This is a genomic window from Thalassobaculum salexigens DSM 19539 (genome assembly GCF_000423805.1).
GTDB classification, from domain to species: Bacteria; Pseudomonadota; Alphaproteobacteria; order Thalassobaculales; family Thalassobaculaceae; genus Thalassobaculum; species Thalassobaculum litoreum.
Genome location: NZ_KE384093.1, coordinates 2,077,433 through 2,094,034 on the forward strand (window position 1 = coordinate 2,077,433; position 16,602 = coordinate 2,094,034).

General features: G+C 67.4%; 15 protein-coding genes and 2 tRNA genes. 14 read left to right on the plus strand and 3 right to left on the minus strand.

The window, feature by feature from the left end:
- Positions 1-34: 34 nt before the first annotated feature.
- Together G578_RS0114090 and G578_RS0114095 are read left to right on the plus strand one after the other, a co-directional pair.
- Positions 35-1,282, plus strand: coding sequence for a bifunctional alpha/beta hydrolase/OsmC family protein (locus G578_RS0114090; RefSeq protein WP_028794779.1), 1,248 nt, complete (start codon positions 35-37; stop codon positions 1,280-1,282).
- Complete coding sequence (locus G578_RS0114095) at positions 1,279-1,767, plus strand: SixA phosphatase family protein (RefSeq protein WP_028794780.1); 489 nt, start codon at positions 1,279-1,281, stop codon at positions 1,765-1,767. Before G578_RS0114090 ends, G578_RS0114095 begins: the two co-directional genes overlap by 4 nt.
- A 12-nt stretch (positions 1,768-1,779) precedes the next feature.
- Here G578_RS0114095 and G578_RS30025 read toward each other — a convergent pair whose 3' ends face one another.
- The 3 genes from G578_RS30025 to G578_RS0114110 all read right to left on the minus strand — a co-directional run bounded on the left by G578_RS30025 (position 1,780) and on the right by G578_RS0114110 (position 3,073).
- Positions 1,780-2,586, minus strand: coding sequence for a helix-turn-helix transcriptional regulator (locus G578_RS30025; protein ID WP_211228906.1), 807 nt, complete (start codon positions 2,584-2,586; stop codon positions 1,780-1,782).
- Between the two features lie 270 nt (positions 2,587-2,856).
- Positions 2,857-2,931, minus strand: a tRNA-Asn gene (locus G578_RS0114105).
- Positions 2,932-2,999: 68 nt separating this feature from the next.
- A tRNA-Cys gene (locus G578_RS0114110) sits at positions 3,000-3,073 on the minus strand.
- Between the two features lie 228 nt (positions 3,074-3,301).
- On the opposite strand from G578_RS0114110, the gene G578_RS26400 reads away from it, so the two are divergent.
- The 12 genes from G578_RS26400 to puuE all read left to right on the plus strand — a co-directional run bounded on the left by G578_RS26400 (position 3,302) and on the right by puuE (position 16,415).
- Positions 3,302-4,213, plus strand: a complete 912-nt coding sequence (locus tag G578_RS26400) for a GntR family transcriptional regulator (protein WP_084618887.1) — start codon at positions 3,302-3,304, stop codon at positions 4,211-4,213.
- Between the two features lie 97 nt (positions 4,214-4,310).
- Positions 4,311-5,147, plus strand: coding sequence for a transporter substrate-binding domain-containing protein (locus G578_RS0114120; protein WP_038014195.1), 837 nt, complete (start codon positions 4,311-4,313; stop codon positions 5,145-5,147).
- A gap of 83 nt (positions 5,148-5,230) precedes the next feature.
- On the plus strand, positions 5,231-5,992 hold the full coding sequence (locus tag G578_RS0114125; protein WP_028794782.1) for an amino acid ABC transporter ATP-binding protein: 762 nt from the start codon (positions 5,231-5,233) through the stop codon (positions 5,990-5,992).
- 9 nt (positions 5,993-6,001) lie between these two features.
- Positions 6,002-6,673 (plus strand): amino acid ABC transporter permease, encoded by a 672-nt coding sequence (locus G578_RS0114130; RefSeq protein WP_028794783.1) that lies wholly within the window; start codon positions 6,002-6,004, stop codon positions 6,671-6,673.
- A gap of 15 nt (positions 6,674-6,688) precedes the next feature.
- On the plus strand, positions 6,689-7,369 hold the full coding sequence (locus G578_RS0114135) for an amino acid ABC transporter permease (RefSeq protein ID WP_028794784.1): 681 nt from the start codon (positions 6,689-6,691) through the stop codon (positions 7,367-7,369).
- 24 nt (positions 7,370-7,393) lie between these two features.
- Positions 7,394-8,761, plus strand: a complete 1,368-nt coding sequence (locus G578_RS26405) for an MmgE/PrpD family protein (protein ID WP_051244800.1) — start codon at positions 7,394-7,396, stop codon at positions 8,759-8,761.
- A 4-nt stretch (positions 8,762-8,765) separates the two neighbouring features.
- Positions 8,766-9,686 (plus strand): isocitrate lyase/PEP mutase family protein, encoded by a 921-nt coding sequence (locus G578_RS26410; RefSeq protein ID WP_084618888.1) that lies wholly within the window; start codon positions 8,766-8,768, stop codon positions 9,684-9,686.
- The gene (locus G578_RS0114150; RefSeq protein WP_028794785.1) at positions 9,673-11,409 is read left to right on the plus strand and encodes a hydantoinase B/oxoprolinase family protein; all 1,737 of its coding nucleotides are present in this window, start codon (positions 9,673-9,675) and stop codon (positions 11,407-11,409) included. Before G578_RS26410 ends, G578_RS0114150 begins: the two co-directional genes overlap by 14 nt.
- A complete protein-coding gene (locus tag G578_RS0114155) occupies positions 11,406-13,469 on the plus strand; it encodes a hydantoinase/oxoprolinase family protein (RefSeq protein WP_028794786.1) in 2,064 nt (687 codons plus the stop codon). Before G578_RS0114150 ends, G578_RS0114155 begins: the two co-directional genes overlap by 4 nt.
- The gene (locus tag G578_RS0114160; protein ID WP_028794787.1) at positions 13,466-14,086 is read left to right on the plus strand and encodes a cysteine hydrolase family protein; all 621 of its coding nucleotides are present in this window, start codon (positions 13,466-13,468) and stop codon (positions 14,084-14,086) included. Before G578_RS0114155 ends, G578_RS0114160 begins: the two co-directional genes overlap by 4 nt.
- Positions 14,086-15,492, plus strand: a complete 1,407-nt coding sequence (locus G578_RS0114165) for an FAD-dependent oxidoreductase (RefSeq protein ID WP_028794788.1) — start codon at positions 14,086-14,088, stop codon at positions 15,490-15,492. Before G578_RS0114160 ends, G578_RS0114165 begins: the two co-directional genes overlap by 1 nt.
- On the plus strand, positions 15,489-16,415 hold the full coding sequence (gene puuE / locus G578_RS0114170; RefSeq protein ID WP_028794789.1) for an allantoinase PuuE: 927 nt from the start codon (positions 15,489-15,491) through the stop codon (positions 16,413-16,415). Before G578_RS0114165 ends, puuE begins: the two co-directional genes overlap by 4 nt.
- Positions 16,416-16,602: the final 187 nt, after the last annotated feature.

Consider the following 16,602-nt stretch of genomic DNA (forward strand, 5'->3'; position numbering starts at 1 on the left):
CCCCCTAAGTCCCCGCCAACCAGTGAGATCGACCATGGCTGTGCGTACGGAAAGTGTCAACTTCACCGGGGCTTTGGGCGATACGCTCGCAGCCCGGATCGACCGTCCGACGGGCCCGACCCGCGGATATGCGCTCTTCGCGCACTGTTTCACCTGTTCGAAGGATCTCGCCGCCGCCCGCCACATCGCCACGGGTCTCGCCGAGCGCGGGATCGCCGTGTTGCGATTCGACTTCACCGGCCTCGGCCACAGCGAGGGCGAGTTCGCCAACACCACCTTCGCCTCGAACGTGGACGACCTAGTCGCCGCGGCCGATTTCATGCGCCGGGAGTATCGGGCTCCGACCATTCTGGTGGGGCATTCCCTGGGCGGCGCGGCGGTGCTGGCCGCCGCGGCGCGGATCGAAGAGGTGCGCGGCGTGGCGACGATCGGCGCACCGTCGGATCCGACGCATGTGATCCATAACTTCAAGGGAAGCCTCGAGGCCATCGAGCGTGACGGCGCTGCGGATGTCGAGCTCGGCGGCCGTCGGTTCCAGATCCGGCGTTCCTTCGTGGAGGATCTACGCGACCATCGCCTGACGGACATGGTGACGGCCCTGCGCAAGGACCTGCTGATCTTTCACGCGCCCCTTGACGAGATCGTCGGCATAAACAACGCGACCGAGATCTTCGTCGCCGCCAAGCACCCCAAGAGCTTCGTCTCCCTAGACAAGGCGGACCACCTGCTGACGCGCAAGGCCGACAGCGCCTATGTGGCTGCCGTTCTGGCGGGCTGGGCCGAACGCTTCCTGGAGGACTCCAGACCAGATGGCGTGCGCGCCGAGGAAGGGGAAGTGGTGGTCGCCGATGCCGGAGACGGCAAGTTTCCGCAGTGGATCGCTGCGGGTCCCCACCACCGGCTGCGGGCCGATGAGCCGGTCTCGGTCGGCGGTACAGATAGCGGCCCCGGCCCCTATGACTTCCTGTTGGCCGGGCTCGGGGCCTGCACCAACATGACCCTGAAGATGTATGCCGACCGTAAGGGCTGGACCTTCGACCGGCTGGAGACCCGTCTGCGCCATGCCAAGGTGCATGCCGAGGATTGCGCGGACTGCGAGTCCCGCGAGGCCAAGATCGACCGGATCGACAGGGTCCTGGTGATCGAAGGGGACTTCGACGCCGATCAGCGGGCCAAGCTTCGCGAGATCGCCGACAGATGCCCGGTGCACCGCACCCTCCACTCGGAAATCTCAATCGTGACGACGCTGGAAGGCGACACCGACGACGAAGCGGCGTCATGATCACGCTGCACCTGATGCGGCACGCCAAGTCCGACTGGGACGGCGGAGAGGCTGACCATGACCGGCCACTGGCGCCGCGCGGCGAACGGGCCGCCGCCGCCATGGCGGTCTATTGCCGACAGCAGGGGATCGCGCCGGATTTCGTTCTGTGTTCCAGCGCCCGCCGGACCCGGGACACTCTGGAGATCCTGCGCGCCGGCCTGCCCGAGGGCGTGCCTGTCGAGACCACCCGGGACATCTACATGGCCAGCGCGGCGCAACTGGTTACCCGCCTGAAATCGATCCCGGTACGGACCCGGGTTGCCCTGGTGATCGGGCATAATCCCGGGATGGAGGACGCCGTGGGCCTGTTGACCGGCGCCGGCGTCGGCGTGAAGTTCCCGACCTGCGCGCTGGCCACCCTGGAGGCGGCCAGCGGCTGGGCGGCGCTTGCGCCCAAAGGGGCGGACCTGCGCCGGTTCATCACGCCGAAGGACCTGGTCTGACCGGGAACGGACCTAAGCCCGGGCGGTGACGGTGAGGGTGCGTCCGTCGGGACGGGGGAGACGCAGGGAGTAATAGCGCCAGACAGTCCGGTTGCCGTCGACCTCGACCATTCCGTGGCACAGCTCGAAGATCGGCTCCCCGGCCTGATAGGCCCGCAGCATCCGCCCCTCGGCCCACCGGCCGTAGTTCGCGTCCGGCAGCTCTGACAGCGGCATGCCGGCCAGGCTGGCGTTCCTGGGGAAGAGCTGGATGCCGGCCCCCTGCCACTCCATCAGCATGCGGTCGCCGTCGACCCGGGTCATGGTCGCCCTCCTGGCGATATCCTCGGGCACCTGACCCAAGCCGGCCCTGAACAAGTCCAGCGCCTGCCGCTGCTCCGACGAGGCGAGCCGCTCGAAATCGCGAATGGAGAGTTCCGTTACCTCGTAGGTCCTGGCCGATACCGCGCCGTCTTGGAAAGCCCCGTCCTGGGTCGGCCGGTTGGACGGCCAGTTCTGCCGCGCGTCGGTGTTTCCGCCTTTCAGCAGGCCGGATCGGTCCAGAAACGATCGCCGGGCGACCATACGGGGCAGCAGGGAGTCCTCGACCTCCGGGTTCCGGAATCGGACGCCGGATCCGGCTCCGTTGCCGCGTAGAAACTCGATGCCGGCATTCTCCAGCGCCCATTGCAGGCTTCGGCTCGTCGTTGTCAGGGGAACGCGTATGCCGCCTTCGAACTCGATCACCGTGCGCTTGCTGATTCCGGCAAGATCGGCGAGCTGCTGCTGGGTAATGCCAAGCAGGGCGCGGGCGCCTCGGCATTGACTGGGGTTGATCATCCGTCTGTCACTCACTGCCCGTCCCAAATGCCTTGCCAAACTGCCTCGCCGGCGTGAGGGACGGACATCATGCTGGTTTTTTCTTCCTACGATTATGCATGTTTGGCGATCGATGGACACCATGGCGACGGCGTGGACCTCGCCCAGCCATCGGATCGCGCCTCAGCCAGGCACATATAAGGTGGCTGCCGTTTCGACATGGCATGACGACGGACGGAACCGTCCGGCCGGTTGGTCTGCGTCAGTCTGTCGGATTGGTGCCTGAAAAGCTGGCTCCCGGGGAGGGATTCGAACCCCCGACCAAGCGGTTAACAGCCGCTCGCTCTACCACTGAGCTACCCGGGACCAGAGACCGCGCTGTATAGCGTCCTGTCCGATGTCGTTCAAGACGAATGTCGCCTTGTTTCCCACTCTGGAGGCCCCGACCGGAATCGAACCGATGTACAAGGATTTGCAGTCCTCTGCATAACCACTCTGCCACGGGGCCGTGTCTGAGCGGGAGAGGCGTGATACCCGAGCCGGCATGCCCGTGCAAGAGGCTTCCGGCCCCGGCGGGTCCGCCGCGACCGGTTGATCCGCGTCGCCGGTCGATTTTGCAACGTCGCGGCCCTGAAATTCCCGACGACACCTGCGCCCGGTTCCTCGACCCACCCTGTGAGCAGGTGCAGCATTTCGAGTCTTGTCACGCCTAAAAGATATATCATTATATCATTTCATGAGATCCCGTTTGCCCCGCTCCGGCCGTGATTCCCGTCTCTCGCAGGCGGCCGGTCGGGCTGCGGAGCGACCCGCCGGCGGGGAGGCCGGGGCACTGGGCCGGTTCCGCTCGCCGCTCTACCATCAGATCTACCTGATCATGCGCCAGCGCATCGTCGACGGCGAGTTCGGCACCGGCGGCACCCTGCCGAGCGAACAGGATCTGGCGGAGTTCCACGGCGTGTCGAGAATCACCGCCAAGCGGGCGCTGGACGAGCTGGCCAATGACGGACTCGTCGTGCGGGAACGCGGCCGCGGCACGCGGGTCGTCGAAGGCCGCGCCGGGGTGAGGATCTCCGGCCAGGGAACCGGTGCGTTCGACGCGTTGCTCGCCATGGGCGGGGAGACCGAGGTCTCGGTGAAGGAATTCGGCTACGGGCCGGCTGAAGACGACGTGGCCGCGGCCCTGGGCCTAGCCGTCGGCACTACCGTCCAGCGCGCGGTGCGCGTGCGCTCGATCGGCGGCGATCCGTTCTCCCATCTGACCACCCATGTGCCGGAAGAGATCGGTCGCCGATTCGAAAAATCGGACATGGCCAATACCCCGCTGCTGACCCTGCTGGAACGCGCCGGGGTGACGCCCGCCGCCGCCGATCAGGCGGTCTCGGCGACCTTGGCGGACATGGTGGTGGCCGACCGGCTGGGAATCGGCGTGGGCGCGCCGCTGCTGCGCATCCGCCGGGTGGTGCGCGACGGCGAGGGTCGGGCGATCGAGCTGCTCGTGGCGCTGTACCGATCGGACCTTTACCGGCTGACCATGACCCTGAGCCGCGGCGGCGACGCCGAGGCCGGCTGGTCGCCCGAGGCGGTGACCGGAACCCCTTTCTCGGCCGGTGACATCTGGAACGCCGCCGACGATGCCGGGGAGTAGGGAGAGAATGAACTGACGTGCGGGACCCTGCACAAGAACGGGGCGCGCACCAACGGCGAGAGATCGCCTGAACCTGAACAGGAGACGGAGGTTGGTTATGAAAAAGTCTGTGCTTTTGGGGGCCGTCGCAGCGCTGGGGCTTGCGGTCGCGGGCCCGGTCTCGGCCGAGACCATGAAGTTCGCCGCCGATGTCGGCTACGCGCCCCATGTGATGGCCGTGCCGGCCGGCGGCGTGGAAGGCTACAACGTCGACCTGACCGCCGAGGCCGCCAAGCGGCTGGGTGTGGAATACGAGATCGTCGACCAGGAGTGGTCCGGCATCTTCGCCGGTCTGGCGGCCGGGAAATACGTCGCCATCATCGCCCCGACGACCGTGACCGAGGAGCGGGCCGAGAAGATGCTCTTCGGCGAGCCGTATTTCGAGGTGAACTACCAGTTCCTGATCAAGCGCGGCGCGCCGCAGGTCGAGAAGCTGGAGGACCTGAAGGGCAAGACCATCGCGGTCAACAAAGGCAACTTCTACGACAAGTACCTGTCCGAGCGTCAGGATGAGTACGGCTGGAAGATCGAGCGCTTCGGCAAGAACGCCGACGCCATCGCCGCCGTGGCCGCCGGCCGGGCCGACGCCAACTTCGCCGGCGACACCGTGGTCGGCTGGACGGCGAAGAAGAATCCGCTGGTCGTCCCATCCACGCTGGTCATCAAGTCGGGCAGCGTCGGCGCCTTTGCCTTCGACACCTCGAACGCCGAGCTGCGCGCCAAGTTCGAGAAGGTGATCGAGTGCATGAAGGCCGACGGTACGGTCGCGGAGATCCATGAGAAGTGGACCGGTCAGAAGCCGATCGAGGGCGGTGCCGCCTACAAGGTCGAGCCCGGCATCGGCGTGCCCGGCATGCCCGGATACGACGAGACCGCGTCCGACAGCGGCTGCTGAGGACCAGACAATCGCCGCCGGCCGCCTCGTGTGGCCGGCGGCTCCCACCGCTCCAGCCGCCGTCCGTTCGCGCGAGGTCCCCTATGGCGCATGCCCAAACCGCCCCATCGAGATTTGTCGTCGAGGCCTATGACATCCATAAATCCTTCGGCGATTTCGAGGCGTTGAAGGGCGTCAACCTCACGGTCGCCCCGCAGGAGCTGGTGTTCATCATCGGCCCGTCCGGATCCGGCAAGAGCACCATGCTGCGCTGCTGCAACCTGCTGGAACAGCCGACCAGCGGCCAGGTGAAGATCACCGGCGAGGAGATCACCAACCGCAGCGTCGACATCAACAAGGTGCGCCAGCGCATCGGCATGGTGTTCCAGCAGTTCAATCTCTACCCGCACATGTCGGCCCTGGGGAACGTGTCCCTCGCCCTGCGCAAGGTGAAGAAGATGGCGCGCAGCGAGGCAGAGGACCGCGCCCAGGCCGCGCTTCAACGGGTCGGTCTCGCAGACAAGGCGGGCAATCACCCGACAGAGCTTTCCGGCGGTCAGCAGCAGCGGGTGGCGATCGCCCGGGCCATCGCCATGGAACCCGACGTCATTCTGTTCGACGAACCGACCTCCGCTTTGGACCCCGAACTGGTCGGCTCGGTGCTGGAGGTGATGCGCGAGCTGCGGGAGAGCGGGATGACCATGGTCGTGGTCAGCCACGAGATGCGCTTCGCCCGCGACGCCGCCGACCGGGTCATCTTCATGGATGGCGGCCTGGTGGTGGAGGAGGGCACACCGGAGCGGATCTTCACCGACGCACGCTCGGACCGGCTGAAGTCGTTCCTGCACAGCGTCACCGGGCACTGAGGCGTCGAGATGGAGCGCTTCCTCGATCAGTTCTTCAATCTGGAGATCATGGCCCGCTACCTGCCGGACGTGGCGGCGGGCTTTCTGGTCACCATCCAGCTCGCCCTTTCGGTGATCGTGACCGGTCTGCTGTTCGGCCTGGCGCTGGCGGTCGTGCGGGCGTTCCAGGTCCGGCCGGTGAACTGGCTGATCATCCTGTTCGTCGACCTGTTCCGAGCGCTGCCGCCGCTGGTGATCCTGATCATCTTCTATTTCGGCCTGCCATTCATCGGCATCACCATGTCGGCCTTCGTGATCTCGTGGATCGTGCTGGCTTCTGTGCTCGCCGCCTTCGCCGAGGAGATCTACTGGGCCGGCATCACCTCGGTGAACAGGGGCCAGTGGGAGGCGTCGCGCTCCACCGGCCTCGGCTTCACCCAGACCCTGTTCTACGTGGTGATCCCCCAGGCGATCCGGATGACCATCCCGCCGCTGACCAACCGCACCATCGCCATCACCAAGAATACCGCGCTGGCCAGCGTGGTGACGGTGGAGGAGATGCTGACTGTGGCGCAGACCTCACTCGCCTATGCCGCCAACACCTCGCCGCTGACCATGGCGGCGATCGGCTACCTGCTGATTTTCTTCCCGCTCACCATGGCGTCGCGCTGGGTCGAGACCCGCTACGCCTGGAAGCGGTGAGGGGGAGGGACGATCATGCTCGACTGGGAAGTCATCAAGTTCAGCTTCTTCAACGAGGACAGCCTGCGCGAGGTCTGGCCGCTGCTGATGAGCGGCTGGTGGATGACCGTCAAGCTCTGCCTCGCCGTGGTGCCGCTGGGCTTCTGCTTCGGCGTGTTCCTGGCGACCGTGCACAGCTTCCACATCCGGGCGCTGAACTGGGGGCTGGTGGTGTTCGTCGACTTCTTCCGCTCGATCCCGCCGCTGGTGCTGCTGATCTACGTCACCTACGGCCTGCCGTTCTTCGGTTGGGACGTCCCGCCCTTCGCCGCGGTGCTGGTCGCCTTCACCTTCAATTCCGGCAGTTATTACGGCGAGATCGTACGGGCCGGCATCGAGAGCATTCCCGCCGGCCAGATGGAGGCGGCGCGCTCCACAGGGCTCACCCGGGTGCAGGCAATGATCTACGTGATCCTGCCCCAGGCCTTGCGCAATGTGGCGCCGGATCTGACATCGAATACAATCGAGCTGATCAAAGCGACGTCGATCGCCAGCGTGGTGGCCCTGCCGGAACTGCTGCGCATGGGCCGCGTGGCCCAGGGACTTGTCTACAACGCCACCCCGCTGATGGCGGTGGCGGCGATCTATCTGCTGATGCTGTGGCCGATGGTCCGTCTGCTCTCGCGACTGGAGCGGCGGATGATGTCGGCCCGTTAAGAACTTTACCCATGGGAGGATGAGATGACCGGGTATCTGGATACGGTCTGCGACTTCATCGCGAACACCACGCTGGCGGATATCGCGCCGGCGGCGGTCGATCGGGGCCATCGTGTCTTCGCAGACACAATGGCCGCGATCGGCGCGGGTGCGCGCGAGCCGGAGGTGCAGGCGCTCAAGGCGAAACTCGTGCCCGTGGCGGGTGGCGAGTCCAGCATCATCGGCACCGGCCTGCGCACCGAACCCGCCAAGGCCGCCTTCCTCAACGGTACCGCCGGCACCTTCCTGGAACTGGACGAGGGCAACCAGTACAGCCGCGGCCATCCGGGCATCCACGCCATCCCGGCCGCCCTGGCCTTCGGCGAGGCCCATGGCAAGTCGGGGACGGAGGTTCTGACCGCCGCGATCCTCGGATACGAGATCGGCGCGCGCATCGGCATCGCCGCAAAGATCCTGCCGACCATGCACCCGCACGGCACCTGGGGCACCGTCGGGGCCGCCGTCGCCGTCGCCAAGCTGGCCGGGGCGGATGCCGCCAAGATCCGCGAGACCATCAACGTCGCCTCCAGCCTCGGCCTCGCCACCAGCCGGCAGACTATGCTGCAGGGCGGCACGGTGCGGAACTCCTTCGCCGGATTCTCCGGCCAGATGGGCATCCTCGCCTGGCAAATGGTGGAGAGCGGCTTCACCGGCGAGGCCGACGGCCTGTCGACCATCTGGGGCACGGTGATCTCGACCGAGTGGAAACCGGAGGAGATGACCCGTGAGCTCGGCTCGCGCTGGGAGATCGCCCGCAACTACTTCAAGCGCCACGCCTGCTGCCGCTACAACCACGGCACCCTCGATGCCCTGGCGATGATCGTCGACAAGCGCGGCGGCCTGAGCCCCGACGAGGTGCAGAAGGTGCGGGTGGAGACCTATTCGCTCGCCGCCCAGCTCAGCGACACCTCGCCGAAGAACACGCTGGCCGGAAAGTTCTCGGTGCCCTTCGCCGTCGCCTCGACCCTGATCAACGGTTCCAGCGGGGTGGAAAGCTTCACCTGGGACAAGGTGCTGGACGAGACGATCCAGGCCTTTGCCGACAAGGTGGAGGTGGCCGAGGATCCGGCCCTGACCGCCCTGATGCCGGATTTCCGCCCGGCCCGGGTGATCGTCACCCTGACCGACGGCAGCGTGCTGGAGGCGGAGACCAAGACCAACCGCGGCGACACCGAAGACCCCTACGACGACGTCGAACTCGACCGCAAATACGCCGAGCTGACCGGTCTGGTCTGGCCGGACGCGGTGGCGCGTGGGATCTACGAGGACTGCTTCCGTCTGGAGGAGCTGGACGACATCAACGCGCTGACCCGCCGGCTCAACGCAGTCTCCCTCGCCGAGGCCGGGGAGTAGATCCATGACGCAAACGACGGAGCGTATGCGCGCCCTGCTTCAGGGCGAGGGGATCGTGCTTGCCCCCGGCTGCTGGGACGCGCTGACCGGCCTGCTGGTGGAGCAGGCCGGGTTCGACGCCGCCTATGTCAGCGGCGCCGGCATCGCCTATACCCGCCTCGGCCGCCCGGATATCGGGCTGATGGGGCTGCGCGAGATCGCCGACACCCTGACGGCGATCCGCGAACGCATTTCCATCCCGATGATCGTCGACGGCGACAACGGCCACGGAAATGCCCTTAGCGTCCAGCGCACGGTCCGCGAATACGAGCGGGCCGGCGCCGACGTGATCCAGCTTGAGGACCAGTCGCTGCCCAAGCGCTGCGGCCATCTCAAGGGCAAGGGTTTGGTCAGCGCCGACGAGATGGTCGGCAAGCTGCGCGCCGCCCTGGATGCGCGTCAGGACACGCTGATCATGGCCCGCACCGACGCCATCGCCGTGGAAGGATTCGAAGCCGCCCTGGACAGAGCCGAGCGCTATGTCGAGGCTGGCGTCGACCTGCTCTTCGTCGAGGCGCCGGAGAGCGACGCGCAGATCGCCGAGATTTCCCGCCGCTTCGCCGGCCGCGTGCCGCTGCTCGCCAACATGGTGGAGGGCGGGGCGACCCCGATCCGCTCCACCGAGCAGATGGCGGAACACGGCTTCAAGGTGGTGATCTTCCCGGGCGGCACGGCGCGGGCCATGGTGCCCGCCCTGCAGGCCTATTTCGCCTCTCTCAAGCAGCACGGCACAACCGCGCCCTGGCGCGACCGGATGCTCGACCTCAAGGGCCTCAACGACGTGCTCGGCACGCCGCAGATGCTGGAGGAGGGCGCCAAATACGACGCCGCCGCGGTGGCACAGGGTTCAACTCGTAAAGGAACAGGAACAGATGGGGACGATTGATCCCGTCACGCTGGCGGTCTTGAACGGCCGTCTGGAACAGATCGCGGACGAAATGGACGCCACGCTGTTCCGCAGCGCCTTCAACCCGATCATCGCGGAGGCGCACGACGCTTCCCACGGGCTGTATCACGCCGAGACCGGCGAGACCTTGGTGCAGGGCAAGTCGGGCCTTCCGATCTTCGTCGGCGCGATGGCCTTCGCGGTGAAGACCGTGATCGACAAGGCCGCGCGCGACGGCGGCCTGGAAGAGGGCGACGTCTATATCTTCAACGACCCGTATGACGGCGGCACCCATCTGTCCGACTTCCGGCTGGTCCAGCCGATCTTCCGGGACGGCAAGGTGTTCTGCTACCTGGCGTCGGTGGGCCATTATCACGACGTCGGCGGCAACGTCCCGGGGAACTACAACCCGGCGGCCACGGAGAGCTTCCAGGAAGGCTTTCTGATGCCGCCGGTGAAGCTGTTCGAGGCCGGACGGTTCCGCCAGGACGTGGTCGATATCCTGCAGGCCAACTCGCGCCTGCCGAACAGCCTCTACGGCGACCTCAACGGCCAGATCAACGCGCTCAAGCTGGGCGAGGGGCGGTTGCGCGACCTGCTGGACGAATACGGAGACGCCACCGTCGCCACCGCCTTCGAGGAACTGAAGAGCCGGGCCGCGACCCTGATGCGGGCGCAGATCGCGTCCCTGCCGGACGGGACCTACCGGGCCAAGGACTTCCTCGACAATGACGGCATCGTCGACGAGGCGCTGCCGCTGGAACTGGCGATCACCGTTTCCGGCGAGAAGCTGACCCTGGACTTCACCGGCTCTGCGCCGCCGTGCCTGGGCCCGGTGAACATCGCGCGGTCGACCACGGTCGCCGCCTGCTACGTGGCGATGAAACACATCTTCCAGGAAGTGCCGGCGAACGCCGGCGTGCTTGAGCCGATCGAGTTCGTCATTCCCGAGAACTCGATCCTGGCGGCCAAGGCACCCCGCCCGGTCGGCGGCTATACCGAGACCATCCTGCGGCTGATCGATCTCAGTTTTCAGGCCCTGGCCCAGGCGGCGCCGGAGCGGGTCAACGGCTGTGCCTACGGCACCATCAACGCCCTCTCCCTGGCCGGATACCGGCGCGAGGACGGGCGGCGCTGGGTCATGTTCAGCTTCTTCGGCGGCGGCCATGGCGGCCATCCGGAGGGCGACGGCCTGAACCACGGCAACGCGCCGATCTCCACCGCCACGATCCCGCCCCTGGAGATCCTGGAGGCGGCCTATCCGGTGATGTTCCGGCAATGGGCGCTGCGCGAGGATTCCGGCGGGCCGGGCCGCAACCGCGGCGGCCTGGGTGCCGTCTACGAGATCGAACTGCTGGAGGAGAAGGCGGACGCCTTCCTGTTCGGCGAGCGCGGCCGCTACGCCCCGCCCGGCGTCGTAGGCGGCGAGGCGGCGGCGATGAATCGATTTACCTATCCGGCCGGACCGGACGGCGGCGAGGCGCATCCGCCGATGGCCTCCAAGATGGTCGGCATCAAGCTGGCCAAGGGTCAGTCGGTGCTGCTGGAAACACCGGGTGGGGGCGGCTATGGCCCGCCCATCGAGCGCGAGCCCGCCCGCGTGGCCGAGGATGTGCGCCTCGGCTATGTCAGCGTGGCCTCCGCCCGCGACCGGTACCGGGTCGTCGTCGCCGAAGACGGCACCCTCGACGAAAAAGCGACCAGCGAGCTTCGAGCAGCATGAATACGAACACCCCCCATCTGATCGCTGGCGTCGATGTCGGCGGCACCTTCACCGATGTCTTCGTCCTGGACGAGGCGGCGGGCACCGCGTGCGTCGCCAAGGTTCCCTCCACCCCGGCGAACCAGGCCGTCGGCTTCCTGTCCGGACTTGAAGCCGGGGCAGGGGATCTGACCGCCCTGTCCACCGTCGTCCACGGCACCACCGTCGGCACCAACGCCCTGCTGGAACGCAAGGGTGCTGTGACCGGCGTGATCACCACTTCGGGCTTCCGCGATGTCCTGGAGATGCGCCGGCGCGACCGGCCGCAGACCTGGGGCCTGTGGGGCCAGTTCGTACCGATAGTGCCGCGCGACCGGCGCCTGGACGTGGCCGAGCGCACCCTGGCCGACGGCACCGTTCGCCAGGTAGTCGACCCGGAAGAGGTCAAGGCTGCCGCCAGACGACTCCAGGAGCTCGGTTGCGAGGCCGTGGCCATCGTCTTCATCAACGCCTATGCGAATGTCGAGAACGAGCGGGCCGCCCTGGAGGCGCTGCGCTCGGTCTGGCCGAACGACTACGTCACCGCCAGTCACCAGATCGTCCCGGAGATCCGCGAGTTCGAGCGCAGTTCGACGGCGGCGCTGAACGCCTATCTGCAGCCGCCGGTCGGCCGCTACCTCGCCCGCCTGGAACAGGCCCTGGGTGAGGCGAAATCCCCGGCCCAGGTGCTGATCGTGCAGTCGAACGGCGGCGTCATGAGCCTGGACACCGCCCGCAAGGTGCCGATCCGCACCGCTCTCTCCGGCCCGGCGGCCGGCGTGACGGCCGCGGCGCATATCGGCTCGGTCGCGGGCTATCCGAACCTGATCACCTGCGACATGGGTGGCACGTCCTTCGACGTCTCCCTGGTGGTTGAGGGCGAGAGCGCCCTGGCGGCCCAGACCTCCATCGATTTCGGCCTCGTCGTGCGCTCGCCGATGATCGAGATCATCACCATCGGCGCCGGCGGCGGGTCCATTGCCCGCGTCGATGCCGGCGGCCTGCTGCAGGTCGGCCCGGAAAGCGCCGGCTCCGATCCGGGGCCGGTCTGCTACGGCCTGGGCAACACGAGGCCGACCGTGACCGACGCCAATCTGGTGTTGGGGCGGATCAACGCCGACCGGCCGATCGGCGGCAAGCTGGACAGGCTGGACGTGGCGGCCGCCCGGCAGGCGATCACCGACCATGTGGCGATCCCGCTTGGTCTGGAGACGCCGGAGGCCGCGGCCGAGGCGATCATCCGGGTCGCCAATGCCAAGATGGCCGGCGCCATCCGCGTCGTGTCCATCGAGCGCGGCCACGATCCCAAGGAGTTCGTCGCCGTGCCGTTCGGCGGCGGCGGCTCGCTCCATGCCGGCGCCCTGATCCGCGAGGTCGGGCTGAAGAAGGCCCTGGTCCCGCGCTATCCGGGCGTGACCAGCGCGCTCGGCTGTACCATTGCCGACCTGCGCCAGGATTTCGTGGAGACCTGGAACGTGCTGCTGGACGATCTCGACGCCGATGCCCTGCGCTCGGCCATCGACCGGCTGGACGGCGAGGGCACGAAGACCGTCAAGGGTGCGGGCGTGACCCTGGAGGGCATGGAGACCGTGGTCGAACTCGACATGCTCTATGTCGGCCAGACCCACACCGTCGCCGTGCCGATTCAGGCGGCCAAGGGCCAGGCGGTCGACAAGGAGGCCGTGCGCGCGGCCTTCGAGGCGGCCTATTCGAGCACCTATGGCCGGCTGCTCAAGGGCATCCCGATGCGGATCCTTAACCTGCGGGTCGCGGTGGTCGGCAAGCGGCCGCGCTTCGACCTGTCGCTGCTCGCCCCGGAGCCGGGAACGACGGTCGAGGGCGCGATCCGCGGCACCCGCGACGTCTATGTGGACGGGGCGTGGCACGAGGCGACCATCGTCGACCGCCTGGCCCTGCCGGCCGGCGCGGAGATCAGGGGTCCGGCCGTGCTGGAGCAGAGCGACACCACCATCCTGATCGAGCCCGGGCTGGTCGGCGAGGTCGACACCTATGGCAACGTGCTGATCGGAGAAGCCTCATGAGCGGCGACCTCGCCTTTCCCGATCCGTCGGCCACCGCCCTGGTGCTGGTCGACCTGCAGAACGACTTCATCCACCCCGACGGCGCCTATGCACGGGGCGGGTCCAAGGCGGACGAGATCGCCGCCCTCCCGGCCCGTCTGGCTCCGCTGGCCGAGGCCGTCAGGGCCAAGGGTGGGTGGATCGTCTCCACCCACTTCACCCTGGTGCCGGGCAGGGGCGGCGAGCCGATGATCTCGCCGCATCTGAAGGCGATCCGGCCGTTCCTGCGCAAGGGCGACTTCCTGTCCGGCGGCTGGGGCCACGATGTGGTCGATGTACTACAGCCGATCGATATTAAGGTAGAGAAGGTCGCGTTTTCAGCCTTCTACATGAGCCGGCTCGAGTGGGTTCTGAGGAAGGCGGGCATTACCACGCTGATCTTCGCCGGCATCGTGACCAATGGCGGCGTCGCCTCCACGGTGCGCGACGCCCATGTGCGCGACCTGGAGACGGTGGTGCTCGAGGACGGCTGTGCCGCCTTCTCCGAGCAGGTGCATCGCACCGCCCTCGACGCCCTGCGCCCGGTGAGCACCGTGGCCACCATCGCCGAGGTGGCCGCCGCCTGGGAGGCTGCCTGATGGGTATCGTCCGGCGCGAGAGCGGCCCCGAGGCCCATGTACCGGTGCTGGTCGTCGGCGCGGGCGCCTGCGGCCTGATCGCCGCCCTGGCCGCCCATGACGCGGGTGCTGCGGTCATGGTGCTGGAGCGCGACCCTGTGCCGGCCGGGTCCACATCCCTGTCGGCCGGCTACATCCCGGCCTGCAATACCCGCTGGCAGGCGGAGGCCAATGCTGACGACGGCGTCGACCGGATGCTCGGCGACATCCAGAAGAAGAACCACGGCGAGGGCGATCCGGTCCTCGGCCGCGCGGTCTGCGAGGCGTCGGGGCCGACACTGGAATGGCTCGCCGACGCCCATGGCCAGTCCTTCATCCTGGAGACCGCGTTCCGCTATCCCGGCCACACCGCCTACCGGATGCATTCGCATCCGCAGAAGACCGGGGTGGCGCTGGTCGGATCGCTCGCCGCCGCAGCGGAGCGGGCAGGCATCGACATCGTCTGCGAGGCGCCGGTACGCGACCTGATCGCCGACGGTGCCGGCAAGGTGCTGGGCGTCGTGATCGAGCGGCCGGACGGCTCGACCGACGAGATCGGATGCGATGCGCTGGTGCTCGCCTGCAACGGCTATGGCGGTAACCCGGAGATGCTGCGCAGCTACATCCCGGAAATGGCCGACGCCCTGTATTTCGGCCATACCGGCAACCAGGGCGACGCGGTGCGCTGGGGCACCGAACTCGGCGCCGCCGTCGCCCAGATGGGCAGCTACCAGGGTCACGGGTCCGTCGCCCATCCCCACGGGGCCCTGATCTCCTGGGCGCTGATGATGGAAGGCGGCGTGCAGGTCAATACCGAGGGCGCGCGCTTCTCCAACGAGCATGCCGGCTATTCCGAACAGGCTCTGAAGGTGTTGGCGCAGCCCGGCGGCATCGCCTGGAACGTCTACGACCGGCGCCTGCACGAGCTCGGCATGCGGCACGAGGATTATCGCGGCGCCCACGGGATGGGTGCGATCCGCGAGCTGCCGGATCTGGCGGCGCTGGCAGACCTGATCGGTTGCCCGCGCGACCGTTTGGCGGCGACTTTGGCCCATGCGACGGAAGCCGCGGCGGGGCAGCTGGAAGATCCATTCGGCCGAGACTTCACCACAGCCCCGACCCTGGACACGCCGCCATATTTCGCCGTGCGGGTCACCGGCGCGCTGTTCCATACCCAGGGCGGGCTGTCGATCGACACTTCGGCCCGGGTGCTGACCGCGGAACGGGAGCCGCTGCCGAACCTGTTCGCCGGCGGCGGGGCCGCGGTGGGTCTGTCCGGCTCCGGTGTGGAGGGGTACCTTTCCGGCAACGGGCTGGTGACGGCGGTCACGCTTGGACGGATCGCCGGTACCGGTGCTGCCCGACTGGCACAGGAGACGACGGCATGAGCGACTATCCCCGGGATCTCATCGGCTACGGCGCCGAGCCGCCCCATGCCGCCTGGCCGGACGGGGCGCGGGTCGCCTTGAATTTCGTACTCAACGTGGAGGAGGGGTCGGAGACCAACATCCTGCACGGGGACGCGAAGAACGAGGGTGGCCTGTCCGAGGTCGTCGGTGGACGCCATCCGCCGGGGCAGCGGGATCTGGGCATGGAATCGCTCTACGACTACGGCCCGCGCGCCGGGTTCTGGCGCATCCATCGGCTGTTCACCGAGCGCAACCTGCCGCTGACGGTCTATGCCTGCGCCATGGCGCTGGAGCGCAATCCGGTGGCCACAGAAGCCATGGCCAAGGCCGGCTGGGATTTCGCCGGTCATGGCTGGCGCTGGATCAACCACTACGAACTCACCGAGGACGAGGAGCGCGAGCATATCGCCCGCGCCATCGAGATCACGCAACGGCTCACCGGCCAGCGCCTGAAGGGCTGGTACTGTCGCTACGCCCCCAGCCCGAACACCCGGCGTCTGCTGGTAGAGACGGGCGGTTTCCTTTATGACAGCGACAGTTATAGCGACGATCTTCCGTACTGGGTGAAGGTGGACGGAGCGGATCACCTGGTCATCCCCTATGCGCTGGACACCAACGACGTGAAGTTCGGCGCCCCGGCCTCCTACGGCTCGGGCGAGGACTTCTTCCGCTACATCACCGACGCCTTCGACCAGCTCTGGGACGAGGGAGCGCAACGCCCGCGCATGCTGTCGATCGGCCTGCACCAGCGTCTGGTGGGACGGCCGGGCCGCGCCCGGGCCCTGGCCAAGTTTCTGGATCACGTCCAGGCCAAGGGATCGACCTGGATCACACGGCGCCTCGAGATCGCCGAGCACTGGCACCGGGTCCATCCGCCCGCCGGTGGGTCGGCTGGAAGCTGACTGATCCTGAAGCCGGACAAACAAAAAGCCGCGGTCCTGGAAAAGGGACCGCGGCTCAGGTCGATACCGGCATGGTTACCTCAGCGTTTGCGCACTCCGAACCAGCCGGAAGCGAGATACGGTGATGCAAGCATCGGTGCCTCCGTTTGTTGCTGTGACAGTCCTTAAACTATGGGTAGGCGCACTG

Coding starts and splice junctions, on each gene's coding strand:
- G578_RS0114090 (WP_028794779.1), top strand. CDS start 35: ATGGCTGTGCGTACGGAAAGTGTCAACTTCACCGGGGCTTTGGGCGAT.
- G578_RS0114095 (WP_028794780.1), top strand. CDS start 1,279: ATGATCACGCTGCACCTGATGCGGCACGCCAAGTCCGACTGGGACGGC.
- G578_RS30025 (WP_211228906.1), bottom strand. CDS start 2,586: ATGATCAACCCCAGTCAATGCCGAGGCGCCCGCGCCCTGCTTGGCATT.
- G578_RS26400 (WP_084618887.1), top strand. CDS start 3,302: ATGAGATCCCGTTTGCCCCGCTCCGGCCGTGATTCCCGTCTCTCGCAG.
- G578_RS0114120 (WP_038014195.1), top strand. CDS start 4,311: ATGAAAAAGTCTGTGCTTTTGGGGGCCGTCGCAGCGCTGGGGCTTGCG.
- G578_RS0114125 (WP_028794782.1), top strand. CDS start 5,231: ATGGCGCATGCCCAAACCGCCCCATCGAGATTTGTCGTCGAGGCCTAT.
- G578_RS0114130 (WP_028794783.1), top strand. CDS start 6,002: ATGGAGCGCTTCCTCGATCAGTTCTTCAATCTGGAGATCATGGCCCGC.
- G578_RS0114135 (WP_028794784.1), top strand. CDS start 6,689: ATGCTCGACTGGGAAGTCATCAAGTTCAGCTTCTTCAACGAGGACAGC.
- G578_RS26405 (WP_051244800.1), top strand. CDS start 7,394: ATGACCGGGTATCTGGATACGGTCTGCGACTTCATCGCGAACACCACG.
- G578_RS26410 (WP_084618888.1), top strand. CDS start 8,766: ATGACGCAAACGACGGAGCGTATGCGCGCCCTGCTTCAGGGCGAGGGG.
- G578_RS0114150 (WP_028794785.1), top strand. CDS start 9,673: ATGGGGACGATTGATCCCGTCACGCTGGCGGTCTTGAACGGCCGTCTG.
- G578_RS0114155 (WP_028794786.1), top strand. CDS start 11,406: ATGAATACGAACACCCCCCATCTGATCGCTGGCGTCGATGTCGGCGGC.
- G578_RS0114160 (WP_028794787.1), top strand. CDS start 13,466: ATGAGCGGCGACCTCGCCTTTCCCGATCCGTCGGCCACCGCCCTGGTG.
- G578_RS0114165 (WP_028794788.1), top strand. CDS start 14,086: ATGGGTATCGTCCGGCGCGAGAGCGGCCCCGAGGCCCATGTACCGGTG.
- puuE (WP_028794789.1), top strand. CDS start 15,489: ATGAGCGACTATCCCCGGGATCTCATCGGCTACGGCGCCGAGCCGCCC.